The sequence below is a fragment of the Methylovulum psychrotolerans genome (assembly GCF_002923755.1).
GTDB classification, from domain to species: Bacteria; Pseudomonadota; Gammaproteobacteria; order Methylococcales; family Methylomonadaceae; genus Methylovulum; species Methylovulum psychrotolerans.
On sequence record NZ_PGFZ01000005.1, the window covers coordinates 206,817 to 228,736 of the forward strand.

At 49.6% G+C, this 21,920-nt stretch carries 14 protein-coding genes; all 14 read left to right on the top strand.

Translation table 11 applies throughout. The features are described from left to right. The first annotated feature begins 286 nt into the window (after window positions 1-286). Window positions 287-2,965 (top strand): pyruvate dehydrogenase (acetyl-transferring), homodimeric type, encoded by a 2,679-nt coding sequence (gene aceE, locus AADEFJLK_RS12835; protein WP_088618718.1) that lies wholly within the window; start codon window positions 287-289, stop codon window positions 2,963-2,965. 15 nt (window positions 2,966-2,980) lie between these two features. Then, complete coding sequence (gene aceF / locus AADEFJLK_RS12840; protein ID WP_103974557.1) at window positions 2,981-4,297, top strand: dihydrolipoyllysine-residue acetyltransferase; 1,317 nt, start codon at window positions 2,981-2,983, stop codon at window positions 4,295-4,297. Window positions 4,298-4,314: 17 nt separating this feature from the next. Beyond that, a complete protein-coding gene (lpdA, locus tag AADEFJLK_RS12845) occupies window positions 4,315-5,730 on the top strand; it encodes a dihydrolipoyl dehydrogenase (protein WP_103974558.1) in 1,416 nt (471 codons plus the stop codon). Between the two features lie 59 nt (window positions 5,731-5,789). Beyond that, window positions 5,790-6,584, top strand: coding sequence for an ABC transporter permease (locus AADEFJLK_RS12850; protein ID WP_103974559.1), 795 nt, complete (start codon window positions 5,790-5,792; stop codon window positions 6,582-6,584). Next, the gene (locus AADEFJLK_RS12855; RefSeq protein WP_103974560.1) at window positions 6,584-7,804 is read left to right on the top strand and encodes an ABC transporter ATP-binding protein; all 1,221 of its coding nucleotides are present in this window, start codon (window positions 6,584-6,586) and stop codon (window positions 7,802-7,804) included. Before AADEFJLK_RS12850 ends, AADEFJLK_RS12855 begins: the two co-directional genes overlap by 1 nt. After that, window positions 7,801-9,039 carry a class I SAM-dependent methyltransferase gene (locus tag AADEFJLK_RS12860; protein WP_088618713.1) on the top strand — a complete coding sequence of 413 codons (1,239 nt, stop codon included), beginning with the start codon at window positions 7,801-7,803 and terminating at the stop codon, window positions 9,037-9,039. The genes AADEFJLK_RS12855 and AADEFJLK_RS12860 overlap by 4 nt, the downstream gene beginning before the upstream one ends. Further along, entirely contained in the window at window positions 9,039-11,558 is a 2,520-nt protein-coding gene (locus AADEFJLK_RS12865) for a glycosyltransferase family 4 protein (RefSeq protein ID WP_103974561.1), read from the top strand. The genes AADEFJLK_RS12860 and AADEFJLK_RS12865 overlap by 1 nt, the downstream gene beginning before the upstream one ends. Window positions 11,559-11,787: 229 nt before the next feature. After that, window positions 11,788-12,702, top strand: a complete 915-nt coding sequence (locus AADEFJLK_RS12870) for a glycosyltransferase family 2 protein (protein WP_211299212.1) — start codon at window positions 11,788-11,790, stop codon at window positions 12,700-12,702. Between the two features lie 15 nt (window positions 12,703-12,717). Beyond that, a complete protein-coding gene (locus AADEFJLK_RS12875; protein ID WP_103974562.1) occupies window positions 12,718-15,216 on the top strand; it encodes a GtrA family protein in 2,499 nt (832 codons plus the stop codon). Between the two features lie 127 nt (window positions 15,217-15,343). Beyond that, window positions 15,344-16,660: a glycosyltransferase family 4 protein gene (locus tag AADEFJLK_RS12880; RefSeq protein ID WP_103974563.1), complete on the top strand. Its 1,317-nt coding sequence runs from the start codon at window positions 15,344-15,346 to the stop codon at window positions 16,658-16,660. Continuing rightward, complete coding sequence (locus AADEFJLK_RS12885) at window positions 16,657-17,793, top strand: glycosyltransferase (protein ID WP_103974564.1); 1,137 nt, start codon at window positions 16,657-16,659, stop codon at window positions 17,791-17,793. The genes AADEFJLK_RS12880 and AADEFJLK_RS12885 overlap by 4 nt, the downstream gene beginning before the upstream one ends. 151 nt (window positions 17,794-17,944) lie before the next feature. Then, window positions 17,945-18,901 carry a UDP-glucose 4-epimerase family protein gene (locus AADEFJLK_RS12890; RefSeq protein ID WP_103974565.1) on the top strand — a complete coding sequence of 319 codons (957 nt, stop codon included), beginning with the start codon at window positions 17,945-17,947 and terminating at the stop codon, window positions 18,899-18,901. Continuing rightward, window positions 18,901-19,902 carry an MraY family glycosyltransferase gene (locus AADEFJLK_RS12895; RefSeq protein ID WP_103974566.1) on the top strand — a complete coding sequence of 334 codons (1,002 nt, stop codon included), beginning with the start codon at window positions 18,901-18,903 and terminating at the stop codon, window positions 19,900-19,902. The genes AADEFJLK_RS12890 and AADEFJLK_RS12895 overlap by 1 nt, the downstream gene beginning before the upstream one ends. Further along, entirely contained in the window at window positions 19,899-21,905 is a 2,007-nt protein-coding gene (locus tag AADEFJLK_RS12900; RefSeq protein ID WP_103974567.1) for a polysaccharide biosynthesis protein, read from the top strand. Before AADEFJLK_RS12895 ends, AADEFJLK_RS12900 begins: the two co-directional genes overlap by 4 nt. Window positions 21,906-21,920 lie beyond the last annotated feature (15 nt).

A 21,920-nucleotide genomic window follows, 5' to 3' on the forward strand; every position in this document is an offset into this window, starting at 1 on the left:
ACGAGTGCATTGCTTCCCTTCATTTGTATATACTATGTCGAACTGCGCGTGTATTTCTTACTAGGCGTCGCCGCCTAAAACACCGTTCACCAGCCTATTTCAAGCAATGACTTTAAAAAGCGTATTGACTGCGTTACCCGCCTACCCCCCAATCTGGCACAAAAGAACCCAACAGGATAGGCTTAGGCGGTATCCGCCGGGTTTGGCATTTTTTAATGTTACCCATGCTATGCCGTTGCGCTAAACGATCAACCCCCCACAGGATCAAACCCAAACAGGATTAACCATGATGAAGAGTCTAATATCAGAAATTACCGGACAGAATGATATTGATCCGGCAGAAACCAGGGAGTGGATTGAAGCTTTACAATCCGTACTGGAACAGGATGGCAGCGAACGGGCACACTTTCTGATTGAACAACTGGTGGCGGTGACCCGCCATTCAGGATTTGATATTCCCTTTAGTGCGAATACGGCGTATCTCAACACCATTCCGGTCGAGCGGATGGCGCAATTTCCCGGCGATGCGACGATAGAGCAAAAAATCCGTTCTTATGTGCGCTGGAACGCGATGATGATGGTGTTACGCGCCAATAAGCATACCAATGTCGGTGGCCATATTGCCAGTTTTGCTTCGGCGGCGACGCTGTATGATGTCGGCTATAACCATTTTTGGCACGCCGCCAGCGACCATCATGGCGGGGATTTGATTTATACCCAAGGCCATTTAACCCCAGGCGATTACGCACGGGCGTTTTTGATGGGCAGGTTGACCCAAGAGCAAATGGACAGCTTCCGCCAAGAAGTCAACGGTAACGGTTTGCCGTCTTATCCGCATCCGTGGCTGATGCAGGACTTTTGGCAGTTCCCGACCGTGTCGATGGGCTTGGGGCCGATTATGGCGATTTATCAGGCGCGGTTTATGCGTTATTTGCAAGACCGGGGCTTTGCCGATACCGCTAACCGTAAGGTATGGAGCTTCTTAGGCGATGGCGAGACGGATGAGCCGGAATCTTTGGGCGCCATTGGTATGGCCGGACGTGAAAAGCTGGATAATCTGATTTTTGTCGTCAATTGTAATTTGCAGCGTTTGGACGGGCCGGTGCGCGGCAACGGCAAGATCATCCAAGAGCTGGAAAGCGAATTCCGGGGCGCGGGTTGGAATGTCATTAAAGTCGTATGGGGCCAGCGTTGGGATACGCTGTTGGCGCGGGATAAGCAAGGCTTGCTGATTGCGCGGATGATGGAATGTGTAGACGGCGATTTCCAAACCTTTAAGGCCAAAGATGGCGGCTATGTCCGGGAGTTTTTCTTCAACAGCCCTGAGCTGAAAGCGATGGTCGCCGATTGGTCTGACCGTGATATTTGGGAACTAAATCGGGGTGGCCATGATCCTGCTAAAGTCTACGCGGCTTTCCATGCGGCGGTTAACCATAAAGGCCAACCGACGGTGATTTTGGCGAAAACGATTAAGGGTTATGGCATGGGCGAATCCGGCCAAGCGCAAAACATCACCCACCAACAGAAAAAAATGAGCCCCAGTTCGCTGACCCATTTCCGTGACCGTTACGAGTTGCCGGTCACGGACGACCAACTGCACGAGCTGCCGTACCTGACTTTCGCGGAAGGTTCTAAGGAACTGGAGTATATGCTTAAACGCCGTGCCGATTTGGGCGGGCATTTGCCGTTACGCCGCAGCAAGTCCTACGCGTTGGATGTGCCGGTGTTAAGCGATTTTAAGGCGTTGTTGGAAGCGACGGGCGAAGGCCGCGAAATTTCCACAACAATGGCTTTTGTGCGTTTAATTAATATCCTCGCCAAAGACAAAAATATCGGTAAGCGTATTGTGCCGATTGTCCCTGACGAGTCGAGAACCTTCGGCATGGAAGGCATGTTCCGGCAAATGGGCATTTGGTCGCAAGTCGGTCAGTTATACACGCCGCAAGATGCCAAAGAGCTGATGTTCTATAAGGAAGACAAGCACGGGCAGATTTTGCAGGAAGGCATTAACGAGGCCGGCGGTCTGTGCGACTGGATTGCGGCGGGTACGTCTTATTCTACCCATAACGTGCCGATGATCCCGTTTTTCATTTATTATTCCATGTTTGGTTTCCAACGGGTCGGCGATTTGATTTGGGCCGCTGCCGATCAGCGTACCCGTGGTTTCTTAATGGGCGGTACGGCAGGGCGTACGACTTTGAATGGCGAAGGCTTGCAGCATGAAGACGGTCATAGCCATCTGATGGCGGCGACTGTACCGAACTGCGTTTCTTATGATCCTACTTACTCTTACGAGCTGACGGTGATTATCCAAGACGGGTTGCGCCGCATGTATGTCGAACAGGAAGATGTGTTCTATTACATCACCGTGATGAACGAAAATTACGAGCATCCGGCCTTACCGAAAGGCGAGGAAAATAACATCCTCAAGGGGATGTACAGTTTCCGCCAAGGTGCGGACACCAAAGGCCCACGGGTGCAGTTGTTGGGTTCGGGGACTATTTTCCGGGAAGTTGAATTCGCCGCCGAGTTGTTGCGCACCGATTGGGGCGTGGAAGCCGATTTGTGGAGTTGCCCTAGCTTTACCGAATTGGCCAGGGATGGGCAACATTGCGAGCGCTGGAACCGTCTGCATCCGACCGAGCCGCCTAAGCAAGCGCATGTTGCGGCCTGTTTGGCGAAAACTGTCGGGCCGGTCATTGCCGCCACCGATTATACCCGTGCCTTTGCCGAGCAAATCCGCAGTCTGATTGCCGCCCCTTATACGGTATTAGGTACGGACGGTTTTGGCCGTTCGGATACCCGCGAGAATTTGCGGCGCTTTTTTGAAGTGGACCGCTACCATGTCACTATCGCCGCATTGAAGAGCCTGGCTGACTTGGGGCAATTTGAGCTTGCCAAAGTCGACGTGGCGATCGCCAAATACGGTATTTCGCCAGATGTCAAAGCACCGTGGCTAATGTAATCCAAGGATAAGAAGATGACCGATAATAATAAAACTGGGTTGTTTGAAATTAAAGTGCCTGATGTCGGTAACGTACCGTCTATTGATGTCGTGGAAGTGCTGATTAAAGTCGGTGACGTTATTGAATTGGAGCAGACGGTCGCTACGGTAGAAACCGATAAGGCTTCTATGGAATTGCCGTCCAATGCTGCCGGGACAGTCAAAGAAGTCTTTATCAAGCCGGGCGATAAGGTTGCCGAAGGGGCGTTAATCGCTACTGTCATGGTCGCCGAATCAGGGCAGGGTGCTGCCGAAAAACCTGCCGCCCCGGCCACCCCGGCTGTGGCTAGCCCCGTACCTGAGGTTGCCGTAGCCGCCGCTCCCGTCACACCGCCGCCTGCACCGAAAGCGGCTGTGGCCGAAACGGTTGCGCCGATTAGCGGCACAGGGGCAAAAGCCCATGCTTCGCCTTCGGTGCGTTTGTTCGCCCGCGAGTTGGGTGTCGATATCGGTAAGGTTACGGCGGGTAGTGGCCGCAAAGGCCGGATTTTGAAAGACGATGTGAAAAACTTCGTCAAGAAAGTCATGGCTGAGGGTCTGCCGGGTACGGCGGGTGCGGGTATCCCTAGCATCCCGGCGGTCGATTTCTCGCCGTTCGGCGCTACTGAAGTGCAAAAACTAAGCAAGATCAAGCGTCTGACTGGGCAGAACCTGACTCGGGTCTGGTTGAACCTGCCGATGGTGACGTATCACGAAGAAGCGGATATTACCGATATGGAAGCCTTCCGCAATGCGCTGAATGCCGAAAAAGGTAAGGATGAAATTAAGATCACCGGCTTGATGTTTATCATTAAGGCATTGGTTGCCGCGATGCAGCAGTTCCCTAGCTTTAATGCCTCGCTGTCCAGCGATGGTGAAAGCCTGATCCTGAAAAAATATTTTAATATCGGTATTGCCGTCGATACCCCTAATGGCCTAGTTGTGCCGGTGTTGCGTGATGTCAATACCAAGAGCATTAACCAATTGGCGGTGGAGTTGGCGGAGAAAAGTGCGAAAGCCCGCCAAGGCAAATTGATGCCGGCGGATATGCAGGGCGGTTGCCTGACCATTTCCAGTTTGGGCGGCATTGGCGGCACGGCGTTTACGCCGATAGTCAACGCCCCGGAAGTGGCGATTTTAGGTGTGACCCGGGCTAAAATGCAGCCAGTCTGGAACGGTAAGGAATTTATACCCCGGTTGATGTTACCGCTGGATTTGACCTATGACCATAGGGTCATAGACGGTGCCGAAGGGGCGCGTTTTATGGCGGTCATCAAGCAAAACTTAAGCGACATCCGCCGTTTGTTACTTTAAATTTAAGAGAGATAGACATGAGTGAAACAGTTCTTGACGCGGAAGTGTTGGTATTAGGTGGCGGCCCCGGCGGCTACGGTGCGGCGTTTCGGGCGGCGGATTTAGGTAAGCAAGTGGTTTTGGTGGAACGTGAACCGGTGTTGGGCGGCGTGTGTCTGAATGTCGGCTGTATTCCGTCTAAAGCGTTGTTGCACACCGCCTTGGTTATCCATGAAGCGGATGAAATGGCCGAACACGGTATCAGTTTCGGTAAGCCAGTGCTGGATTTGGATAAAATCCGCGCCTCTAAAGAAGGTGTGACCAAGACCTTAAACGGTGGCTTGTCTGCCTTGGCTAAACAACGTAAAGTCACTGTTGTTCACGGCGTGGGGCAATTTGCCTCAGCCAATAGCCTGACGGTACAAGGCGAAGCCGGCACTACTGTGGTTAATTTCCAGCAAGCGATTATCGCGGCAGGGTCGCAACCGACGAAAATTCCTTCATTCCCGAACGATGACCCGCGTTTGTGGGATTCGACCGGGGCGTTGGCCTTAAGCCAAATCCCCAACAAGTTGCTGATTGTCGGCGGCGGTATTATCGGTTTGGAAATGGCGACGGTTTACCATGCGTTTGGCTCGCAAATCAGCGTGGTCGAATTGATGGATCAAATCATCCCCGGTTGCGATAAAGACTTGGTTACGCCGCTGTTCCGCCGCATCAAGAAACAATACCAAAATATCTGGCTGGAAACCCGCGTCACGGCGATTGAGGCTTTGCCGGAAGGTTTGAAGGTGTCGTTTGAGGGTAAGGGCGCACCCGAATCGGAACTGTTTGATGCCGTTTTGGTAGCCGTGGGCCGCCGTCCTAACGGTAAGTTGGTTGGTGCCGAATTGGCGGGGGTCGAAGTCAACGAGCAAGGTTTTATCACCGTCGATAAGCAACAGCGTACTAATGTGCCGCATATCTTCGCCATTGGCGATATTGTCGGCAATCCGATGTTGGCGCATAAAGCCGTCCATGAAGGTAAGGTGGCCGCCGAGGTGATTGCCGGACACAAAGCCAGTTTTGATGCCCTGACCATTCCGTCGGTGGCTTATACCGACCCTGAAATCGCGTGGATGGGCTTGACCGAAAACCAAGCCAAACAACAGGGCATAGACTACGATAAGGCGGCTTTCCCTTGGGCGGCGAGCGGCCGTTCGTTAAGCATGGGCCGCAAAGAAGGCATTACCAAAATCCTGTGCGAAAAAGACACGGGCAGGATTCTCGGTGCCGGTATGGTCGGCCCTAACGCGGGCGAACTGATTGCCGAAGCGGTATTGGCGTTGGAAATGGGCGCTGATGCCGAAGATATTAGCCTGACTATCCATCCGCATCCGACTTTGTCAGAAACGTTTGCCTTTGCGGCGGAAATGATTACGGGTACGATTACTGACCTTTATATTAAAAAATAAGCGCCGGTGAATTTTTCAAGGCCATTATTTGGCTTGCTATTCTTAATAGATATAAGGCTTTGAATAACAAATTATCTTCCCTCTGGGCTTATCGTGGTTTTGTGCTGGGTAGTGTCAAGCGCGAATTTCAATCTAAGTACCAGAACTCTATGTTGGGAGCCGTATGGACTATCATTAATCCGCTTGCGATGATTGTGGTGTATACGGTTATTTTTTCGCAAGTCATGCGCTCTAGGTTGCCGGGTATAGATAGCGATTTTGCGTACAGCATTTATCTTTGCGCAGGCGTGTTGACGTGGAATTTATTTGCTGAACTGGTAAGCCGTAGTCAAAATGTTTTTTTTGAATATGCTACGCTGATTAAGAAATTGAATTTTCCCCGCATTTGCTTGCCTGTTATTGTCGTATTAAACTCCCTGCTCAATTTCGGGATTATTTTCGGCTTATTCAGTATATTTCTGGTTTTAAGCGGCAATTTTCCCGGATGGCCTTTTTTGGCAATATTGCCCGTGTTGGCTATTCAAGTGCTATTTTCGATAGGCTTGGGTATCACCTTAGGTGTGCTTAATGTTTTTTTCCGCGATGTAGGCCAGTTTTTTGGTATTGTCATCCAGTTTTGGTTTTGGTTTACGCCTATCGTTTACCCCATCACCATTTTGCCAGAAAATATACGCGGCTTATTGGCCTTTAACCCTATGTTCGCCATTATCCACGCTTATCAAAATATTCTCCTCAATGACTTATGGCCGCAATGGGCAACGTTACTACCCGTTGCTATACTTAGCCTGATCCTCTGTTGGCTGGCGTTCCATCTTTTTAGCAAGCGATCCGGCGAAATGGTGGACGAACTTTAATGGGCAGCATTACTGTTAGCAATCTGAGCAAAGCGTATAAGCAATATCCTAGCCGCTGGTCACGGCTGGCAGAATGGCTATCGCCTTTTAATAAACCCCGCCACCAATTGAAATGGGTGTTGCGCGATATTAATTTCACTATCCATCCGGGTGAGGCTGTAGGCATTATCGGCATCAATGGTGCGGGTAAAAGCACGCTGCTGAAAATGATTACGGGCACAACGCAACCGACCACCGGTTCAGTTACCATGACCGGACGTGTTGCCGCAATGCTGGAGCTGGGCATGGGCTTTCACCCTGAGTTTACGGGTAGGCAAAACGTTTTTATGGCGGGTCAATTGCTCGGTTATAGTGTCGCCGATATTCATCGGTTTATGCCGGACATAGAGGCTTTTGCTGAAATAGGCGATTACCTTGACCAGCCAGTGCGGGTTTATTCCAGCGGTATGCAGATGCGTTTGGCTTTTAGTGTCGCTACCGCCCAACGGCCCGATATTTTGATTATCGATGAAGCATTGTCGGTGGGTGACGCTTATTTCCAACACAAAAGTTTTGCTAGGATACGCGAATTTGGCCTGCAAGGTACGACGCTGTTAATTGTCTCGCACGACAAAGCCGCTATCCAGTCGATTTGTAATCGGGCTATTCTTATCAATGCGGGTAGCGTTATTAAGGAAGGGACTCCAGAAGCAATCATGGATTATTATAATGCCATGTTAGCGGAGCGTGATCATGAAATGGTCAGGCTTAATATTACGGATGATGGCAAAGTGCAAACCGTTTCGGGATCTGGTGAAGCGATGGTAAGCGATATTGCGTTACTGAATAGTTCAGGCGCCAAAGTGGAGGTGGTGGATGTCGGTCAAGCTGTTTGCTTGCAAATAACCGTTGCCGTACACAAGGAACTGCCTGAATTGGTGTTGGGCTATATGATTAAGGATAGGTTGGGGCAACCTGTTTTCGGTATTAATACCCATCATTTATGCCAAACGTTAAGCAATGTGTCTGCTGGCGAGTCTATCTGTTTTAAGTTTGCCTTCGCCGCCAATTTAGGTGAGGGCAGTTATTCCATCGCGGTTGCGCTGCACACTTCGGATACCCATATTGGGAAAAACTATGAATGGAGAGATTTAGCATTGGTTTTTAATGTTATCAATATGAGCAGGAAGCGTTTTGTTGGCGTCGCTTGGCTCTCTCCCGAACTTGAGGTTTTCCGATGAGCGATGCGTTTTACAGGTCTTTTGAGGATAGGTTTCGTGGCTCGCGTGAGTTAGTGAAATGCCGGCTGGGTATTTATCTCCCTTTTGTCGAATCCGTGAAAGCCTTATATCCCGATGCCCGTGCCATTGATTTAGGCTGTGGGCGGGGTGAATGGTTAGAGCTTTTACTTGGGACGGGGATTGAAGCGAAAGGTGTCGATATTGATGAAAACATGCTATCCGCTTGTAGGGACACAGGGTTAGATGTTGAAATAGGTAGCGCTGTCTCCTATTTGCAAAAATTGCCGGATGACAGTATGGCTATTGTATCCGCTTTTCATTTGATCGAGCATATTCCATTTATTGATTTACAAATTTTGGTTCAGGAAGCATTACGGGTGTTAAAGCCTGCTGGCCTGTTGATTTTGGAAAGTCCTAATTCCGAAAATATAGTGGTCGGTACGGTAGGGTTTTATATGGACCCTACCCATCAACGCCCCATTCCGCCGCCTTTGTTAGCTTTTTTACCCGAATATTATGGCTTTGGCCGTACAAAAATTTTGCGTTTGCAGGAACCTGCCGAATTGCTCTCAAGTAAAAATCCAAGCCTTGCCGATGTGTTTAATGGGGTAAGCCCAGATTATGCGATAGTTGCCCAAAAGAATGCCTTACCTGAAGAGTTGTCGGTTTTTTCAGTTTGTTTCGGGCATGAGTATGGGTTAACACTCGGTACACTATCGGCTTGGTATGATGAGCAACTACAGGCCAAAATCAATCAGGCCATCAGTATCGCGGAACAGGCGCAAGCAGCAGTGGAACATATTAACAAAAAAAACGAACAGACATTGGCGGCAATGCAACAAGCCGTTGCCAAATTAGATGCGGTATCTGACAGCCGTTCTTGGCGAATCACTGCCCTTTTGCGTTGGATTGCCTTCCAATTGAGGCTGTTGAAAGAACATGGCCCTGTTATGCGGATTAAGGCCTTGGTGAAAAAATGTGCTAAACCGCTGGTAAGCTACGCGATGAGCGTTGTGGACAGCCATCCCTTGTGTGTTGCAATAGCAAGGAAATTCGGGGTATATGAAGCCTTGCGGTCTGCTTATTTTAGGATGGGGCCGCATATTTTAAATACGGATAATTTTGCCTCCCCGTCCGGGGCAGACAATACGTCTACGCTACAACTGGGCCAGCGTGCCCAGCAAATTTATAACGGCTTGATGGATGCTATCGATCAACACAAAGGAAGAAGCTGATGCGTATAGTCATTGATATGCAAGGGGCGCAAACGGAGAGCCGATTTCGGGGGATAGGCCGTTCTGCCTTATCATTAACGTTAGCGCTAGTACGCAATGCCGGCACACATGATATTTGGTTGGTTCTCAATGCCGCTTTTCCTGACAGTATTTTCTCAATACGGAAAGCGTTTGCCGATTTGCTTCCAGAGTCGCGCCTGCGTGTGTTTGATATACCGACACCCGTGGCGGAGCGTGAGCCTGCCAATGTTTGGCGGGCTAGGGCGGGTGAAAAAATCCGCGAACATTTTTTACAGCAGTTACAGCCTGATTTTGTCTTAATTCCCAGTCTGTTTGAAGGTTATGTCGATGACGCGGTGTCTTCAATAGGGCTGTTTGCGCCTAACATTAAAACGGCGGTGGTTTTGCATGATCTGATCCCATTGATGAAGCCAAATGTATACTTAGCGCAGCCGCAGCAAAGGCATTATTACGATGGCAAAATCCAATCGTTAAAAAAGGCCGATTTACTGTTTTCAATCTCTGCCCATTCCAAGCAAGAGGCTGTGCAGGCCTTAGGTTTGCAGGAACATAGCATTATCACTATTGCTTCGGCGGCTGATGGCTGTTTTAGGCCGGAGAGTTACGGACATGAAACCGTCTCGGCATTGTTTTTGCGCCTTGGCATCTCGCGGAAAGTGGTCATGTATGCGCCTGGAGGCTTTGATCCGCGTAAAAACTTTGTGAATTTATTTGCCGCTTATGCCGGGTTGCCCCAAAATTTGCGCGATACGCATCAGTTGGTCATTGTCAGCAAAATTACGGACGGTGATCGGCAAAATTTGCAGGCGTTGCGTAAAAAATCTGGGCTTGCGGAACATGAAGTGGTGGTGACGGGCTATGTATCCGACGCGGAGCTTATCCTGCTTTATAACCGGGCCACGTTGTTTGTGTTTCCTTCCCGACATGAAGGCTTTGGGTTGCCGGTATTGGAGGCAATGTCTTGCGGAACCCCGACGATAGGCTCCGATACGACCAGCATTCCAGAAGTGATTGGTTTTCAAGAGGCGTTGTTCGACCCGGATTCTGTAGCCTCCATCAGCGCTAAGATAACTCAGGCTTTAACGGATGATGCCTTCCGCCATCAATTAAGCCAACACGGTTTGCAACAGGCGGCAAAGTTTTCGTGGGATTCGTGCGCCCTTAAAATATGGGCGGCTTTTGAAGGTTACCCTAAGCGGCAGGGTTCGGATCTTGCGGCGGAAGTTTCGGGCAGTTTTAATAATGTACTGGATGCCATAGCGCATATCAGTTGCCCCTGTGAATATTCTGAGGCTGATTTACGGCAAGTTGCCAAGGCGATTGCATTTAATACTGCCGCCGGCTTGCCCAGACAATTGCTGTATGATATTTCGGAACTTGTCCAACGCGATGCAAAGTCCGGTATTCAGCGGGTCGTGCGCAGTATATTGCTGGAGTTGTTCACTATTGATTTCGATGGGCTAGTGGTACGGCCTATTTATTTCGATGGTCAGCAATACCGTTATGCCGAGCGTTTTTCGGCACGCTTTTTAGGGAAACCCGAAGCGGATATTGTCGATGGCGTGGTTGAGTTTAACCAAGGGGACACTTATCTTGCGGTCGATCTGAACGCCCACTTAACCCCATTCCTTCATCCCTTACATGCGCGTTTGCAGGCTCAAGGGGTTTATGTGTACTTTGTTGTCCATGACATATTGCTGCTTCAGCGGCCAGATTGGTGGCCTGAGGGTACATCGGCTGTCTTTGCTAAATGGTTGGCCAGCATTACCGAGGTTGCTACGGGGTTGATTTGTGTTTCTGAGACAGTGGCCAATCAAGTCAGGGCATGGGTGAATGCTAACCCGCCGCCTAGGCTGATGCCATTGCCCATCAGCTTTTTCCATTTGGGCGCTGACGTGGAAAATAGCGTGCCGACTTTAGGGATACCTGATGATGCCGATACGGTGTTATCTGCACTTAGCCAAGCCCCTAGTTTTTTGAGTGTCGGCACAATTGAGCCACGCAAAGGCCATGCCCAAACATTAGCGGCGTTTGAATTGCTCTGGTCAGAAGGGGTTGATGTCAATTTAGTGATCGTCGGCAAGCAAGGCTGGATGATTGAAAGCTTGGCTAGCCGTTTAAAAAACCATCAATTGCTCAACAAACGCTTGTTCTGGCTGCAAGGCATCAGTGATGAGTATTTGGAGAAAGTCTATGGTGCAAGCACCTGTTTGCTTGCCGCCAGCGAAGGGGAAGGTTTTGGCTTGCCGCTGATTGAAGCGGCTAACCAACGGCTGCCTATTATTGCCCGGGACATTCCGATATTCCGTGAGGTGGCGGGTGAATATGCCTATTTCTTCAATGGCTTGCAGCCGGAAATGCTCGCCGATGCCATTCATCAGTGGCTGGGTTTATATGCCGCAGAGGCCGCGCCTAAGTCAGATAATATGCCGTGGCAGAAATGGTGCCAAAGTACCCGGCAATTACTGGCTGCCATGCAGATTAGTGAACGGGTATGAAATAGTGATTTGGCTTTTTTGCCCGCCATACGCGTAGGTGGGCATAAAAAAAAGCCGGAATCCACCTAGGTTTTAAATAATCTGGGCATTGTATTGCGTTAAAAATAATGTGGTTTTAAGCAATATACGACCGTTTGCTGCATATCCTTTCCTTAGATTTATACCCTTCTACTCCCCCTCCTTTGGAATTTATAGAATGAAAGAAAGCAAATCATTAAGGATTGCTGTTTTGATCCCTTGCTATAATGAAGAATTGGCGATAGCCAAAGTGATTGATGATTTTAAAAGGAATTTGCCCGACGGTAAGATTTATGTCTATGACAACAATTCAACCGACAACACAATTGATGTGGCGCGGCAAGCGGGGGCTATCGTCCGCACTGAATCTTTGCAAGGTAAGGGTAATGTGGTCAGGCGTATGTTTGCCGATGTGGAGGCGGATGTTTATGTGATGGCCGATGGCGATGCAACATATCATGCAGATTCTGCGCCTTTAATGGTAGATAAGCTGCTGGCCGAGAATTTGGATATGGTGACAGGGGTCAGAAAATCTACTATTCAGGCAGCGTATAGGGGCGGGCATCGTTTTGGTAATGCGATGTTTTCTTTGCTAATTACAAAAATATTTGGCGACCGCATTTCCGATTTGCTATCAGGCTACCGGGTCTTTTCGCGTCGCTTTGTCAAATCGTTTCCTGCCTTATCGGGTGAGTTTGAAATTGAGACGGAATTGACTGTCCATGCCCTTGAGTTACGGATGCCGATTGCAGAAGTTGACACGCCTTATGGGCCTAGGCCGGAAGGTTCGGTCAGTAAGTTGTCCACTTATAAAGACGGGCTTAAGATACTTTTTATGGTGTTTAAGTTGGTAAAAAACGAGCGTCCTCTGCATTTGTTTGGTTTTTTGGGTTTAAGCTTATTATTAGGGGCATTACTGCTTGCCGCCCCGCTATTTGCAACGTATTTTGAGACTGGCTTGGTGCCGCGTTTGCCTACTGCGACGTTAGTGGTTGGTATGACGGTTATCGGCGTGTTTTCAATGTTTTCTGGCGTTATCATCGACAGCAATTTGACCGGCAGACGCGAAATGAAAAGGCTTTTTTATTTAAAGCATAAATCGGTCGCGGGCGGTAAAGTTAAATGATGATGGACGGCAGTAATGCGTAGTTTTTTGAGTTTTGCATCGGTTGGTACGTTAGGCTTTTTGGTTGATGCGGGCGTTTTGTTTGGGCTCTTGCCTTATTTTGGGCCGTATTTGGCGCGTTTTGGGTCTTTTTTAGTTGCTATTTTGGTGACATGGCGCTTAAACCGCCTATTTACGTTTAAAAGCCGCCAAGATGGTTGGGCGGAATTTAAACGCTATTTTGTTTCGCAATCGGTCGGTGCCGGGCTTAATTATGCCGTATATGCCTTAGCTATTTTTACGTTTGAATCGATGGCAAGATGGCCGTTAGCCGCTTTGGGGTTGGGTTCAGTTGCCGGATTGGCCGTTAATTTTGTTATGGCGAAGCGCTATGTATTTAAGGGCGGGTCAATGAGTGAGCGGGAAATAAATACTCAGCCGATGAGTTTTCTGGAGCCGTTAGTGCTTTTTGTCGGGCAGGAAAATGTTATTAGGTTGGTAAGCTGGCAGAAATCTATTTGTAAGCCGTGCGTAGCGGTGCTAATGGTAACTATCGCTTATTTTGTCGGTTATGTGTCGCACCGTTACGTCCCAGGAAATGACAGCCAATACCCTTTAGGTTGGTGGGGGTGGTTCGATCAAGGCAAGTACCTTTTGGCCGTCAATTCAATCGCCCAACTCGACTTTAGTCCTGAAAAGTATTTTTACCCTCCCTTGTATCCAATGCTGGGCAGTCTTTTTGTGCCTTGGTTGGATAAGCATCCTTTTTTGCTTATTAATTTTGTCTGCCTGTTGTGGTTTTGTGCGGTATTTATATGGCTTGCTAGCCGCTATATACCCAGATGGGGGGCGGTAGCTTTGTTACTGGTGTCAGTACTGGCCAATTACAGGATTTTTGAGCACTTTTTAATCCCTTGGACATCAACCCTCTGTACCGCACTGCTTTCCGTCGGGATTTACGGGATGCTTAAGTTGCGCGATAACCCAAGCCGGCCAGGGGCTTTGGTTCCAGTACCCTCTGTTATGGCAAGTTTTGGCATTTCTCTGGCAATCGGTTTAATTGCGGCTTTACGTCCGGCTGACGCAGTGGTAGGCGGGGTGCTTTGGCTTGGTTATATCGGGCGGATAATACAGCTTTTGCGTGCTTCCGGCACGGCTTGGCTAGCCCCTTTTAGCCGCATATTTGCGGGTTCGGCGGTAGGCATACTGATAGGGCCTGCCCTATTTATCGGCTTTAACTACTTGGTCTTCGGGTCAATATTGGGTAGCTATATTCAAGTTAATGCGGCAAACGGTTTTTTTCCGGCAGATTTGGCGGAAAAGTTTGTGTCCTTGTTTCTTGATGGCTATAGCCTTTATCTGGAACCTAAGTCGGGCTTAATCGACCATTACCCTTGGCTTGCCCTTTCATTGATAGGGCTTGTTTTTGTCATTCTATGCGGCGATTGGGTGTTGCGCACTATTGCCTTGGCGATGTGCGTGCAATTTGTCTTGTATCTGCCGTATGGCGATTTATTGCCTAATGGCTTGTGGCGTTATTTTAATATCCATTACTTTAAATGGATGTTTCCGTATCTTGCCTTGTTTGCATGGTTACTGGTTGCTTTTTTGGTGCGGCAATGGAATGTCAGCAAGAAAAGTTTTGCCACTCAATTTGGCATCGTATCGGTTTCCTTAGTATTGCTGTTGTCGTTTCGGACTCAGGTCGATTTCAGGCCTGTCAATTTGTCGGTTAATTCTGCGCCAGGCTCCGAAGGGCAAGCGCTTTCTTGGGAGCTTGGCAACACTGTAACAGATTTAATCGATATTACGGGTTTGCAAGGCGGGTTTACGGATGTGTATTTTGGGGAGCATGAATTATGGGCAGACGGTCATGAATTACGCCGTGTCCGGGATTTTAGGGTGTTGCCTGCCCCTTGGGGGGTGAGGGTGCTGTTCAACCGTCCGCTGACAGCCCAGTCTGTCAAGTTCCGTCCTGATGTCAGGTTAAGCCGTGCCGCCTCAGGATTACGCGCCGATGTGGGAATATATGGCTTTGGTTTAGGCGTTCCCAAGCCATTTTGGAATGAGCAAGATGCTCTACCTATCCCTATCTATAAGTTAGGTCAAATAGTCGATTTCTCGGCGCAAGGTAATAGCCCTTTATATTCAAGAGAGGGTTGGTCAAATCCAGAGCCTTGGGGGCGGTGGACAGTGGGCCGCAAAGCCCGCTTGCGGCTCAGATTAGACTCGCCGCAAACTAAGCCGCTGTTATTGCGCTTAAATATGAACGCTTTTGTCAATGAAAAGCATTCTGAGCAGAGGGTTGATATTGCCTTGAATGGCAATGTGCTCAGGCATCTTGTCCTCCACGCAGGGCACGACGATAAGCCGCAAGAAGCGGTTGTGGAAATACCGGCCAGTGTACTTGGTGACAAAGGGCAGTTGGACTTTTTGTTCGCCACTCCCGATTCAATGTCGCCAAAAAAGTTAGGGATTAGCGGCGATTCTCGGACACTGGGTGTCGGCGTTGTATCGTTTCAACTTACGGAATAAGTGGCGGCGTTTTTCTGGCAACCTCTTCGTATGTTACGTTGTCTCCGTGAACCGATGGTTAAGCAGAGACTATGGGACGAACGGAAGATATTAATTGGGATTATGGCTATTTTTGGCTAAATTGACTATGAAAATTGCGATTGACGGCTTTAATTTGGGGTTTCTCCAAGGTACGGGGATTGCGACTTATGCCCGCGAATTGGCAAAAATCCTCGCTACAAATAGGCATGACGTTTCCGTCTGTTATGGGCTGAATGGTGTTGGCCATGATCCTAGCCAAGCTTGGGGGCGTTTTGTTGAGGCTTTGGCTACACAGGGGGAAGCGGGGCGCAAAGATGTTACTAAATGGCTGCGCTATAGCGGGCAATATTTCGGCAACTATTTGTTAGGGTGGCCTATAGAAGCGCGGCCTGTGCCGGTGTTGCCCGACGTGGATAGTAGACGGGTTAAGGACAGGTTGCCTGCGGGCGAGTTTTTTAATATCCCTTCGGTGTTTAGGGTATGCCAAGCCTATTCTTTGTTGGTAGACCGTTCTTTGGCGATCAGCTTCCCGAAGGATAAAAAAGTGGATATTTTCCATGCCACTTGCCCGTTGCCCATGTACATGAAGAATGCGGCAAATGTGGTGACATTCCATGATATTATCCCCTTAGTGCTGCCGCACAGCACCAATATTAATTTGCGGCATTATCAGCGTATCCTTAAGCTGTCTATGAAGACCGCCGATATGATTTTTACAGTGTCGGAACATAGCCGTAACGATCTTATCCGCTATTTTGGCATTCCCGAAGAAAAGGTCTTCGTCACTTATCAGACCGTTGCCATTCCGGCACATTATCAGGCTTTAGATGACGGGGAAGTGGCCGCATTTTTAGCGCAGGAATTTGCGTTGACCAAAAATGCGTATTTTTTGTTTTTTGGTTGTGTCGAGCCTAAGAAAAATGTCGCGCGTATTATTGAAGCGATGATGATGGCCCGGACAGATTATCCGTTGGTCATTGTCGGGCGGGATGGTTGGCTTTATGATGATGTCCAGGCATTGCTAGCTAAGCTGCATGAACAAGACTCAGGCAAAAACCGTTATCGGCGTATCCGCTATGTGCCTTTTGAGCATCTTATGTATTTGATAAAAGGGGCTTGTGGGGTGGTTTTTCCGTCTTTGTACGAAGGTTTTGGCTTGCCGGTTTTAGAGGCGATGCTGATGCAATGTCCGGTTATCACGTCGAATGTCAGTTGCTTACCGGAGGTCGGCGGTGATGCGGTATTGTCGGTCAATCCGTATGATGTCGGCGAAATTGCTGCTGCCATTGACCGTTTGTCGGGTGACGGTGTGTTGCGTCAGGAATTGATTGCGCGGGGGTTAAAGCAAGCCGATAAGTTTTCTTCTGCTAACCATCTGCAACGGCTTGAGCAGGGTTATCGGTTGGCCCTGGGGAAAGCATGAAAGTTTTGCATGTCTATAGGACGTATTTTCCTGATACTCAAGGTGGTTTGGAAGAAGTTATCCGGCAAATTTGCCGCAATACCCTGGCCGAAGGTGTGGAAAGCAGGGTTTTTACTTTAAGCCCACAGGCCGGACATTCTGTTGTCTTAAGGGAAGAGGCCGATGTTTACCGTTATCATCGGACATTTGAGGTGGCGTCGTGCGGTGTGTCGGTTACGGCTTTGGCGGGCTTTAAGCGGTTGGTGGCCTGGGCGGATATTGTCCATTACCATTTTCCTTGGCCGTTTGCCGATATGCTGCATGTTTTGGCGGCGGTTAAGAAGCCTTCAATGCTGACTTACCATTCCGATGTCATCAGACAAAAAAAGTTATTAATGCTGTATGGGCCTTTGATGCGGCATTTTTTAAAGCAAATCCATTGCATTGTGGCGACTTCTGACAATTACGTTGCCAGTAGCGGGCAATTGCAGGATTTTAAAAATAAAGTCGAAATCATCCCTATTGGCTTAGATGACAACAGTTACCTTCAGCCTACTGAGGCGGCCTTGGCGGCGGCCCGTGCCCGGTGCGGGAAAGGTTTTTTTCTTTTTATTGGCGTGCTTCGTTATTATAAAGGCCTGCATATTTTGCTTGAGGCTATACAAAATACCGATTTGCAGGTTGTTATTGTCGGCATGGGGCCGATAGAAGACGAGTTGCGTGGACAGGCTGAGCAATTGGGGTTAAATAACGTGCAGTTTCTTGGTTATGTGGGCGATGAAGAAAAAATAGCCCTCATCCAATTGGCAAAAGCCATTGTTTTTCCGTCCCATTTACGTTCGGAAGCGTTTGGGGTAACCTTAGTTGAGGGGGCGCTGTTCGGTAAGCCGCTCATTTCGGCAGAAATTGGTACGGGTACCAGTTATGTGAATGTGCATAATGAAACGGGTTTTGTTGTCCCTCCTGCCGACCCTGAGCAATTACGTCTGGCTATGCTCCGTTTGCATGAAGACGGGCTGTTGGCCCGGCAATTGGGTTCTGCTGCCCGTCAGCGCTATGAACGGTTGCTGACAGGGCAAAAAATGGGGCAAAGCTATGCCCGATTGTACAGGCGGATATTGGGGCTGTCACCTATAGATGCCGCCACTAATTAAGCAACACAGACTCATCTGGCTTTTTAGCCATGTCATTTACTTAACGTCGGGTTCTAGGTGGTCAGTAGTGCTTTGCCGAGGATATTATTCGCTTAGGATTTTAAAAAATAATAAATTAACATGTTATCTTATTGCTTTGTTTGTTTAGCTTATGAATAGGGTTCTGGTAACGGGGGCGGCTGGCTTTATTGGTAGTGCTTTATGTAGTGGTTTAATGGCTAACCATTGGGAGGTCAATGCAGCCATCCGTCGTTTTTTATGCGCAGTGCCGCAAGCCACTCGACATATCGCCATTGCAGATATTAACGCCCACACTGATTGGCAAGCGGCGTTAACCGCTGTTGATGTGGTGGTGCATTTGGCGGCGCGGGTGCATGTGTTGGACGATAAGGCGGCTGACCCTTTGGCGGCGTTCCGGCAAATCAATGTCGGCGGGACGTTGAATTTAGCCCGCCAAGCCGCCCGTGCCGGTGTCAAACGATTTGTCTTTATCAGTTCCATTAAGGTGAACGGCGAAAATACCCTTCCAGGCCAAGCCTTTACTGCCGATGCGATGCCTGCACCTGCCGATGCTTATGGCCTTTCCAAGTGGGAAGCCGAAGACGGTTTGCGGCAGTTGGCCTTAGATACGGATATGGAGGTGGTGGTTATCCGTCCGCCTTTGGTCTACGGCCCAGGGGTTAAGGCGAATTTTCGGGCTCTGTTAGGTTTTCTGCACAGGGGCATACCTTTACCGTTGGCGCGAATTGTGAATAAACGTAGCTTAATTGCCCTAGATAATCTGGTCGATGTTATTATACTTTGCATGACCCATCCGGCGGCGGCCAATCAGACTTTTTTGGTCAGCGATGGCGAGGATATCGCCACGCCGGAGCTGTTGCGGCGTTTGGCGGCAGCGTTGGGTAAACCGGCCCGCTTGTTGCCTGTTCCCGTGGTGGTGTTAAATACCCTGTTGTTTTGCTTAGGCAAGCGCGGGGTGGCTGCGCGTTTGTGCGGCAATTTGCAAGTGGATATATCTAAAACCCGTGCGCGGTTAGCATGGGTTCCTAAAGTCAGCCTTAATGAAGCGTTAGCTGAAACGGCACAGTCTTATTTAACGGCGCGTTGATGATTATTTTGTTTCTGCTGGTGCTGGCGTTCTTTGCGGCAGTGGGGTTAACGGGATGGTTGCGCCGTTATGCCCTTGCCAGCCATCTTATTGACATTCCGAATGCGCGTAGTTCCCATACCCTGCCTACACCGCGTGGTGGTGGCTTGGCCATTGTGGCGGTTTTTCTCGCCAGTCTGCCGATTTTTTATGCGGTAGGGGATTTGCCTTGGGTGGATGTTGCGGCATTTGTGGGTGCGGGGGGGCTAGTCGCCAGCGTGGGTTTTTTGGATGACCGTGGCCATGTCTCGGTGCGTTGGCGGTTGTTGGCGCATTTTCTGGCCGCCGCTTGGGTGTTGTGGTGTTTAGGCGGTATGCCCGCCTTGATCGTTACCGATAGCATCTGGGTGCGGGGCTTGTTGACAGGGGCAGGGCTGTTTTATCTGGTTTGGTTGCTAAACCTGTACAATTTTATGGATGGCATTGACGGTTTGGCGGGCTTGGAGGCGTTTAGCGTTTGTCTCGGCGGTGCGCTGTTATATGGAACTGGCGGACATTCCGGCCTCTTGTTGGTATTGGCGGCGGCGGTGGCGGGGTTCTTATATTGGAACCTGCCGCCCGCAAAGATATTTATGGGGGATGGCGGCAGTGGCTTTTTAGGGATAGTATTAGGTATTTTTTCCCTTCAGGCAGCGTGGGTCTCACCGCAATTTTTTTGGAGTTGGTTGATTTTGCTGGGTGTTTTTATTGTTGACGCAACTTGGACGCTGTTGCGCCGTTGGTGTCAGGGAGATAAGGTTTATCAGGCGCACCGTAGCCACGCCTACCAGTATGCCGCCCGTGCTTATGGCCATCGGCTTGTCTCCTTGGTGGTGATGGCCATTAATGTCCTGTGGCTGTTGCCGATCGCCCTTTGGGTAAGCAGTGGTTTGTCGGCAGGTTTTGGTTTAGCTTTGGCTTATATTCCGCTATTGGGGTTGGCCGTGGTTTTTAAGGCAGGCGCTAAGGAAGGGGGCGGGTGAAAGCACGGATAGCGAATTGGTTTACGGGGCTGCCCAGAGCAAAAAAGGCGAGTATCCTTATCGGCATTGATGTGGTGTTCGCCATATTGGCTTTATGGCTGGCGTTTTCTTTGCGTTGGGGGTACTGGTATGAACCTATGGGTGACGAAAGGTATTTGTTTATTGCCGCACCCTTTATTGCCGTGCCTATTTTTATCCGCTTAGGCCTTTATCATGCTATTGTCAGGTATATAGAGGTCAGGGCATTAGGGACGATTGTCCAGGCGACGGCATTATACGCGCTGATTTTTGCCTTTGTCATTTACCAATCCAGCATCCCTAACATTCCCCGCACGGTCGCGCCTTTGAATGGGGTGCTGATGTTGCTGTTGGTGGGGGGGAGCCGGTTTGTTGCCCGCTGGTGGTTGTCGGACATTTATGTGCGTTTGCCGGGTATCCACCATCCGGTGCGTTGCCAGAAAAAGAATGTCGTGATTTATGGTGCGGGCAGTGCCGGTGTGCAATTGGCGGCGGCTTTGATGCATGGCCGCGAATATAATCCGGTGGCGTTTATTGATGATAATGGTTTGCTGCACAGGCAAAAAATTAATGGTATAAGAATTTATCCGCCGGGATTGTTAGCTCAGCTTATTAGCCGTTTTCGGGTGTCGGACATTTTGTTGGCGATGCCTTCAGTGAGCCGGACACGCCGTAGCGAGATTATCCGCCTGTTGGAGCCGCACGCCGTCCATGTCCGAACTATGCCCGGTTTAGCGGATATTGCCCAAGGCAAAGTCACTTTCGACACCTTGCAGGAAGTCGATATTGCCGATTTGCTAGGGCGCTACTGTGTAGACCCTGATCCGGCCTTAATCCGGGCGACGATTAGCGGCAAAGTGGTGATGGTCACAGGGGCGGGCGGTTCGATTGCGTCGGAATTATGCCGACAAATTATTGCCCTTAAGCCCAAGGCGTTAATTCTCTTAGAAATATGTGAGTTCGCCTTGTATTCGATAGAAAAAGAGTTGCAGCATCTGCTGGTAGCAGGTGGTGAGGCGGTTGAGTTGGTTGCCGTGTTGGGGTCGGTGCGTGACCGCGCACGGGTTGAGCAAGTATGTAAGGCTTTTCAGGTGCAGACGCTTTACCATACCGCAGGCTATAAGCATGTGCCGATGGTGGAAAGGAATCCCGGCGAGGCGGTTTGGAATAATGTTTTCGGCACTTTATATACCGCACAAGCCGCCGTTGCCGCGCAAGTGGAAAAATTCGTCCTGATTTCGACCGATAAGGCAGTCAGGCCGACCAATACCATGGGGGCGACCAAGCGTTTTGCCGAATTGATTTTGCAGGCCCTAAGCCTTAGCCTTGTGGATACTGGGCAAACCTGTTTTACGATGGTGCGCTTTGGCAATGTCTTGGATTCGTCCGGTTCGGTAGTGCCGTTGTTTAGGGAGCAAATTGCGCGTGGCGGGCCGGTGACCGTGACGGATGAGCGGGTGATCCGCTATTTTATGACCATTCCCGAAGCCGCCCAGCTAGTGATCCAGGCGGCGGCCATGGGGCAGGGCGGTGATGTCTTTGTTTTGGACATGGGCGAACCCGTGCGTATCATGGACTTGGCTAAGCGCATGATTCATTTAAGCGGCTTGCAAATAAAAGACGATGCGCATCCTGATGGCGAAATTGAGATCAGTTTGGTCGGCTTAAGGCCGGGCGAGAAATTATATGAGGAATTGCTGATCGGCGATCATGTGACTGAAACCAGCCATCCGAGGATTATGCGGGCGAAAGAACCGATTATTGCTTGGGCTGAATTGCAAGCCTTGCTTGCCGCCCTAGAAGTGGCGAATACGGCGGGTGACTATCGGCAGGTCAGGGCGGTTTTACAGGAAGCGGTCACCGGTTTTGTGCCACAATGTGCGATTAATGATGTGTTATGGCAAAAAAATGCCTCGCCAGCCTGTTCTGAGCAGCTATTTCGGGCAAAAAAAAACCTTCCGCCGCTTGAAGCGGGGGAAGGCTGAAAATCCAAGCAGAAG

Excerpts from the sequence above, each read along its gene's own strand:
- aceE (WP_088618718.1), top strand. The coding sequence starts at position 287 with ATGATGAAGAGTCTAATATCAGAAATTACCGGACAGAATGATATTGAT.
- aceF (WP_103974557.1), top strand. The coding sequence starts at position 2,981 with ATGACCGATAATAATAAAACTGGGTTGTTTGAAATTAAAGTGCCTGAT.
- lpdA (WP_103974558.1), top strand. The coding sequence starts at position 4,315 with ATGAGTGAAACAGTTCTTGACGCGGAAGTGTTGGTATTAGGTGGCGGC.
- AADEFJLK_RS12855 (WP_103974560.1), top strand. The coding sequence starts at position 6,584 with ATGGGCAGCATTACTGTTAGCAATCTGAGCAAAGCGTATAAGCAATAT.
- AADEFJLK_RS12860 (WP_088618713.1), top strand. The coding sequence starts at position 7,801 with ATGAGCGATGCGTTTTACAGGTCTTTTGAGGATAGGTTTCGTGGCTCG.
- AADEFJLK_RS12865 (WP_103974561.1), top strand. The coding sequence starts at position 9,039 with ATGCGTATAGTCATTGATATGCAAGGGGCGCAAACGGAGAGCCGATTT.
- AADEFJLK_RS12875 (WP_103974562.1), top strand. The coding sequence starts at position 12,718 with ATGCGTAGTTTTTTGAGTTTTGCATCGGTTGGTACGTTAGGCTTTTTG.
- AADEFJLK_RS12880 (WP_103974563.1), top strand. The coding sequence starts at position 15,344 with ATGAAAATTGCGATTGACGGCTTTAATTTGGGGTTTCTCCAAGGTACG.
- AADEFJLK_RS12885 (WP_103974564.1), top strand. The coding sequence starts at position 16,657 with ATGAAAGTTTTGCATGTCTATAGGACGTATTTTCCTGATACTCAAGGT.
- AADEFJLK_RS12890 (WP_103974565.1), top strand. The coding sequence starts at position 17,945 with ATGAATAGGGTTCTGGTAACGGGGGCGGCTGGCTTTATTGGTAGTGCT.
- AADEFJLK_RS12895 (WP_103974566.1), top strand. The coding sequence starts at position 18,901 with ATGATTATTTTGTTTCTGCTGGTGCTGGCGTTCTTTGCGGCAGTGGGG.